Source organism: Rhizobium sp. PDO1-076, from assembly GCF_000247475.1.
Taxonomy (GTDB): Bacteria; Pseudomonadota; Alphaproteobacteria; order Rhizobiales; family Rhizobiaceae; genus Allorhizobium.
This window is the reverse complement of sequence record NZ_AHZC01000098.1, coordinates 1-6,619: the sequence shown is the minus strand read 5'-3', so window position 1 is coordinate 6,619 and position 6,619 is coordinate 1. Positions and strand designations below refer to the sequence as shown.

Here is a 6,619-nt window from a genome sequence, read left to right as displayed (position 1 = left end):
CTTGCCTGCCCTTGCAAAAGTGACAAGCTCACAGGTCAGCCATGCAAATTATGCATCATCCAAGTGCGATCAAAGTAAACAGGAACTTTCGAACACTTTAGGCACAACCGGAAAGAACTCCATCGCAACGGAATAGGATCGGCAATTGGGACGTCAAATGGCTTGATGTGGATCATGGCCAATCCATGCCTTCGAACTACGATCGCCATTGCACGATTTCCCTGAGGAGGATGGAAAATGTCGGACGAACCGATTCTCCGTTTTCATGGAGCAGCCGGGGCCGTCACCGGCTCATGTCATCTGCTGGAATGGCAGGATCAACGGGTCCTGATCGACTGCGGCATGTTTCAAGGTTCCAAGACAGAAAAGGAGCTGAACTACCGGCCCTTTCCGTTCCAGCCGCACCGGATTGACGCTGTCATCCTGACACATGCCCATATCGATCACTCCGGCCTGTTGCCCAAGCTTGCAAAGGCCGGGTACGAAGGGCCGATCTATGCGACGCAGCCAACGGCGGACTTGTGTTCGATCATGCTGCCGGATTCTGCCCATATCCAGGAAAGCGAGGTCGTGCATCTCAACAGGCGCAACGAACGTCGGGGCCGCGACAGTGTCGAACCGATCTACACCGCCGAGGATGCGGCCGTTTCCCTCACGCTGTTCAGGCCGGTCGCTCTGGAAGTCTGGCAGCAAGCGACGCGGTCCATTCGCTTTCGTCTATGGAATGCCGGCCATCTCCTGGGCTCGGCATCGGTGGAGATCGAAATAGCAACAGCCAATCGTCCGCTTCGGTTGCTATTTTCCGGTGACATTGGCCCGGAGCACAAGTTGCTGCAGTTCGATCCGAAGGCGCCGGCCGATTTCGACTACGTCATTTGCGAAAGCACCTATGGCGATCGCGAGAGACTTGAAACATCGGATCCGGCGCGCCGTGCGGCACTGATGGCCGAGGTCCGCGCCGCCAATCATCACGACGGCGCCCTGATCATTCCCTCTTTCGCCGTCGAGCGAACCCAGGAACTTCTGGCGGACCTTGTCTACCTCATGGAGACCAAGGCCGTGGACACCTCCCCGATCATCATCGATTCACCGCTTGCCACACGCGCCAGCGAAATCTTCGCCCGGCATGCTCGCGGGATGGAAAACGGTCAATTGCTGAGCAAGGCGCTGCATGCGAAAAACGTGAGGTTCACCCAGACGGTCGAGCAGTCCAAGGCCGTCGATTTCATCCGGGGCTTTCATATCGTGATCGCCGCCAGCGGGATGTGCGAGGCAGGGCGTATCCGACACCGCCTGAAAAACTGGCTTTGGCGAGACAATGGCACGGTTCTACTTGTCGGATACCAGGCGGCCGGAACGCTGGGTCGAATTCTCGAAGATGGAGCGGCCACAGTCCGCATCCAAGGCGACGAAATCACGGTACGTGCCCGCATCCGGAAGCTGGAGATCTACAGTGGCCATGCCGACGGCACGGAATTGTTGTCATGGGTCAAGGCAAGGCAGCCGATCAGGGCGGGGGTATTTCTCGTCCATGGCGAAGAGGTGGCTCTTGCGGGCCTTGCCCAGCGCCTGTCATCCATCCTCGTCGAAAGCCGGATCGTGACACCCCATATCGATTCTGCATTCAAGCTCACCAAGCATGCCGCGATTGATGTCTCCGAGGCGCGCGCGTTGCGCCTTGAGCCGTTGAAGGCCGGACACCACGACTGGCACAACACGTTACAGTCCTTCATCCTTAAACTGCAGGCAGAGTTGCAAAATGCCGCCAGCGACAAGGAACGAGGCGTCGTACTACGCAAACTGAAACGAGCGCTGGCCGGTGAAGATTGAGACAAGGTCGTGGCCCTTCGACACGACAATCCGCGCCATAAATTTTAACCGGAAGGTCAAAATTTCTGTTTGCGGTTCGGCCGATGACAAAACCTTCGCGGTTTAACGCAAACATTGGGGGTTTGTCCGGTGCTATAACCGACACGACATGCGAGGCTTGTATCAACGCCGGACTATCAGGCCAATGATCAACAGATTGGACAATCACCATGAAATGGTTTCAGACACTCGCCGCTGTCGCAGCATTCACCCAGCTCCTTTCAATGGGCATTGCCCATGCAGGCGCAAATCTTGACGAGATCAAATCGGCGGGCGTTCTGAAGATCGGCACCGAAGGAACCTATGCGCCATTTACGTTTCATGACACGTCCGGCGCTCTGGTTGGTTTCGATGTCGAGATCGGCAAGGCCATTGCCGAAAAGCTTGGCGTAACGGCGGAGTTCCTCGAAGGAAAATGGGACGGCCTGATCGCCGGCCTGGACGCCAAGCGCTATGACGTCGTGATCAATCAGGTCGGCATCACCGAGGAACGCAAGAAGAAGTATGACTTCTCCGAGCCCTACATCGCCTCCAAGGCCGTCCTGATCGTCAAGGCCGACAATGACAGCATCACGTCGTTTGCCGATCTGAGTGGCAAGACGGCCGCGCAGTCGCTTTCCAGCAATTTCGGCAAGCTGGCCCAGGCATCGGGCGCCGAACTCGTCGGCACGGACGGCTTTGACCAGTCGATCCAGCTCGTACTGACCGGCCGCGCCGATGCCACCATCAATGACAGCCTCTCCTTCCTCGACTTCAAGAAGCACAAGCCCGATGCACCCGTGAAGATTGCCGCCGAACAGGCCGATGCCGATTACTCCGGCGTGATATTGCGCAAAGGCGAAACAGAGCTGCAGGACGCCATCAACAAGGCTTTGAATGACATCAAGGCTGACGGTACCTATGAGGCGATTTCGCAAAAATACTTCGGCGCCGACGTATCCAAATAAAAGGCTTGGGAACTCGAAGCGCGGGGCGGTATGGAACCGGTCTGCGCATCGCTATAGTCTGATCCGCTCCAAGCGACACAAAACGCTTGGAGCGGATTGTTTCATTCGAGGGATCAGATCTTGCCCGCCTGGCTTCAACTCATGCTGGATTCGCTCCAGCCGCTTTTATGGGCGGGTCTGGTCTTCACCATTCCGCTAACCCTCCTGTCCTTCGTACTGGGTCTTGCACTCGGGCTTGTGGTTGCCGTGACGCGCCTCTTCGGGCCAAAGCCGCTGGTCGCGGTCGCCCGTTTCTACGTCTGGGTGATCCGTGGTACGCCGCTTCTCGTTCAGCTCTTCGTCATTTTTTATGGCCTTCCAAGCCTCGGCATTTTGCTGGATGCCTTTCCGGCAGCGCTGATCGGCTTCGCCTTGAACGTCGGAGCCTATACGTCGGAAATCATCCGCGCCGTGATCGCTTCGGTCCCGCGTGGACAATGGGAAGCCGCCTATTCCATCGGCATGAGCTGGAGCCAGGCCATGCGCCGCACCATCCTGCCACAAGCAGCACGCGTTGCGGTTCCTCCGCTTTCCAACACCTTCATCTCGCTGGTGAAAGACACGTCGCTTGCGGCCGCCATCACCGTGCCTGAGCTGTTCCAGACCGCCCAACGCATTGTGGCCACAACATACGAACCCTTGATCCTCTATATCGAGGCCGCCCTGATTTACCTCGCGATGAGTTCTGTCCTCTCGGCCTTGCAGGTTCGGCTGGAAAGACGCTTTGCCCGGTATGGCGGCTTTCTGGAGGCCAGAACATGATCGAACTATCCCATATCGAAAAACGCTTTGGCGACAATGTCGTGTTGAAGGACATCAGCGTCACGATCGCAGAAGGCACTGTGACCGCACTTGTCGGCCCATCCGGCGGCGGCAAGAGCACGCTGCTGCGCTGCATCAACCTGCTTGAAACGCCAACCTCCGGCACCATCCGCCTCGGTGAGGAAACCATCCGGTTCCAACCCGGCCAAAAGACCGGCTGGGATGCGACCCAGCGCCTGCGTCGCCAGACCGGCATGGTGTTTCAGAATTTCCAGCTATTCCCCCACCAGACTGCCATCGAGAATGTCATGGAAGGGCTGGTCACCGTACTCAAATGGCCGAAGGAAAAGGCACGGCATCACGCGGCCGACCTTCTGCAAAAGGTCGGCATGGCGCACAAAGCCGATGCGTGGCCGGCAACGCTGTCTGGCGGTCAGCAACAGCGCGTCGCAATCGCACGTGCGCTGGCACCCTCGCCCCGCGTGCTTCTCTGCGACGAGCCAACATCGGCACTCGACCCGGAGCTTGCAGAAGAAGTCGTCGAAGTGCTGAGCCGGCTTGCACGCGAAGGAACGACCATGATCATGGCGACCCATGACCTGCGGCTCGCCTCGCGCGTCGCAGATCAGGTGCTGTTCCTGGATGGCGGCCTGATCGTCGAAAGCGGAGCACCGAAAACGATCTTCCAGGCACCGGAACGCGATCGCACGAAGAAGTTCATCTCGTCACTCAGCGCCGGCCACAGCTACGACATCTGAAGGGCGAAGCGAATTGCCAGAGACCCAACGGATAACGTAGCCACCTCCGAGCAAACCTACGCTGACCGAAGAAAACTAGCGCGCGACATATTCAAACAACCGTGCCACAGCTTCCGCCCCTGGATCAACATGGCCATGCAACTGTTTGGAATTGATGTAGGCGGCGCGTCCGGCCTTGGCGCGTTCCAGCGTCGCGGTCATGTTTGCGCCTTCCCGCGCGGCTTTCGCAGCGGCTCGAATACCGTCGGCAAGAGCGTCGAGTGCTGGTGCCAAGGCATCAATCATGGTGCGATCGCCGACCTGAGCACCACCGATCTCCTGCATCCGCAAAAGCCCCGCCTTCAATGCATCGCGCATCGACAGACCGCTTGCTGCGCCGTCGCCGGCTGCAGTAAAGAAAATCGCCAGGAGCACGCCGGACGAGCCCCCCATTGTCTGACTGAGTTCCTGACCGATGGCGCGGTAGAGCTGGGTATGATCAGACAAAGGCAGACGATCCATCGCTCTGATCAGGGCCCTTGCAGCGCCCGCCAAAGTCGATCCGGTATCGCCGTCACCCGACTTGGCATCCAGCATGTTCAAATCCTGCTCCGCCGCGATCATGACATCGCAGCAACCGATGATGAACTGCCTGGTTTCAGCATGATCCGAGGCCAAAGGTGTGATCGGCGTCAAACCATCCGGAAGCGCGGCAACATTGATCGGCGTGATCGCGGCAAGCCCGGGCCAAGCGGAAAGCATGACCGGACGCGCAAGGGCATCAAGCTCCTGCGCCTCAACCGGCAGAAGCGAAATCGAAAAACCGCGCATGTCGAGTGAGGTCATCATCGGGGCTGGTCCAACGACATGCGAAATCTGCCGGCCAAGCACCGAATGCAGCAGCTCGTGGGTAAGGACCGACATTTCCAGCACTGACGTTCCGCCAAGATTGTTGATCAGAGCGACATGTGGCCTATCTGAAAGATGGGGCGCCAGTTTCGCGGCAACGGCAGCCATTGCGGTTCGGGCATCGGAAAAATCGATCTGCTCGACCCCAGCCTCCCCATGAATACCAAGCCCAAGCTCGACCATGCCTGGTGGAATTCGATCTTCCTTGGGAGAGCCAGGAACCGTGCAGGTATCGAGCGACATGCCGATACTCATTGTTGAAGCGACCACGCGTCTTGCCGCTGCTGTCACGGTATCGAGGTCAGCGCCAGCCTCAGCCAGGGCACCGGCAATCTTGTGAACGAACAAAGTGCCGGCAAGCCCACGCGCCTGTGGGAGGTCTGGCAGTGCAATGTCGTCATCAACAATGACCATGCTGACATTCAGTCCGAAGGCGCGGGCGCGTTCCGCCGCCAATCCGAAGTTCAGCCGGTCACCGGTATAATTCTTGACGATCAGCAGACAACCGGCCGGCCCTGTCACGGCAAGAATTCCGGCCAGCACGCCATCGACGCTGGGGGACGCAAAGACGTCTCCACAGACGGCCGCGGTCAGCATGCCGGCACCGACAAAACCGGCATGGGCGGGTTCATGGCCGGAACCGCCACCGGACACGAGAGCGACCCGCGACTTGTCCCAATCGCTGCGGATGACGACACGGATATGGGGATAGCCGTCCAGCCGCGCGAGCATGCCACGAGAAGTTGCCAGCAAACCATCGATCGCTTCGGTGACAACGTCTTCCCGTCTGTTGATGAACTGGGCCATTTTCTTCCTCCCTTAAGAAATACGCATGCCGTCCGCATCGAAATAGAGCGGCTTGTCTGGCTGGATTTTGATGATATCGCCATGGCGCAACAGGCTATGGGGCTCGGTTACGGTAACGAGTTCATGATTGCGAAATGACAGATGCAAGCGGGTCTGGTCGCCCAGATGCTCGACGCGGGTGACCAGACTGTCTTCGCCCTGACCCTGGGTGATATGCTCCGGTCGAAGTCCGATGGTGACGGCCAGCGGCGGCGCACCTGCGAAAACGTCGGCCGGGAGCAGATTAATGCGGGGCTGCCCAAGGCGCGTCGCTGCATAGGTGCTGACCGGCTTCTCATAGAGGTCACGCGGCGAACCGAACTGAATGAGTTTACCATTTTGAAGAACGCCGACATGTGTTGCCATGGTCATCGCCTCGATCTGGTCGTGGGTCACATAGAGCAGTGTTGCGCCGGAATTGGCCTGAATGCTCTTCAGCTCAATCCGCAAATCGGACCGCAGCTTGGCGTCGAGCGAACTCAGTGGTTCATCCATCAGATAGACCTGCGG

The 6,619-nt window shown here is 58.5% G+C and carries 6 protein-coding genes; 4 read left to right on the top strand and 2 right to left on the bottom strand.

The features are described from left to right. Positions 1-237: 237 nt before the first annotated feature. The 4 genes from PDO_RS07350 (at position 238) to PDO_RS07335 (ending at position 4,375) form a co-directional block, all read left to right on the top strand. Positions 238-1,830 (top strand): MBL fold metallo-hydrolase RNA specificity domain-containing protein, encoded by a 1,593-nt coding sequence (locus PDO_RS07350; RefSeq protein ID WP_007599862.1) that lies wholly within the window; start codon positions 238-240, stop codon positions 1,828-1,830. 209 nt (positions 1,831-2,039) lie between these two features. After that, the gene (locus tag PDO_RS07345; protein ID WP_007599860.1) at positions 2,040-2,816 is read left to right on the top strand and encodes an amino acid ABC transporter substrate-binding protein; all 777 of its coding nucleotides are present in this window, start codon (positions 2,040-2,042) and stop codon (positions 2,814-2,816) included. 120 nt (positions 2,817-2,936) lie between these two features. Next, a complete protein-coding gene (locus PDO_RS07340; protein ID WP_007599858.1) occupies positions 2,937-3,617 on the top strand; it encodes an amino acid ABC transporter permease in 681 nt (226 codons plus the stop codon). Next, positions 3,614-4,375: an amino acid ABC transporter ATP-binding protein gene (locus tag PDO_RS07335; protein WP_007599856.1), complete on the top strand. Its 762-nt coding sequence runs from the start codon at positions 3,614-3,616 to the stop codon at positions 4,373-4,375. The genes PDO_RS07340 and PDO_RS07335 overlap by 4 nt, the downstream gene beginning before the upstream one ends. 75 nt (positions 4,376-4,450) lie before the next feature. Here the strand turns inward: PDO_RS07335 and PDO_RS07330 are convergent, their stop codons facing one another. Together PDO_RS07330 and PDO_RS07325 are read right to left on the bottom strand one after the other, a co-directional pair. Continuing rightward, a complete protein-coding gene (locus tag PDO_RS07330; RefSeq protein WP_007599854.1) occupies positions 4,451-6,070 on the bottom strand; it encodes a dihydroxyacetone kinase subunit DhaK in 1,620 nt (539 codons plus the stop codon). Between the two features lie 12 nt (positions 6,071-6,082). Continuing rightward, positions 6,083-6,619 (bottom strand): TOBE domain-containing protein (locus tag PDO_RS07325; protein WP_037072920.1); only part of this gene is annotated, 537 nt, incomplete at its 5' end.

Coding starts and splice junctions, on each gene's coding strand:
- PDO_RS07350 (WP_007599862.1), top strand. CDS start 238: ATGTCGGACGAACCGATTCTCCGTTTTCATGGAGCAGCCGGGGCCGTC.
- PDO_RS07345 (WP_007599860.1), top strand. CDS start 2,040: ATGAAATGGTTTCAGACACTCGCCGCTGTCGCAGCATTCACCCAGCTC.
- PDO_RS07335 (WP_007599856.1), top strand. CDS start 3,614: ATGATCGAACTATCCCATATCGAAAAACGCTTTGGCGACAATGTCGTG.
- PDO_RS07330 (WP_007599854.1), bottom strand. CDS start 6,070: ATGGCCCAGTTCATCAACAGACGGGAAGACGTTGTCACCGAAGCGATC.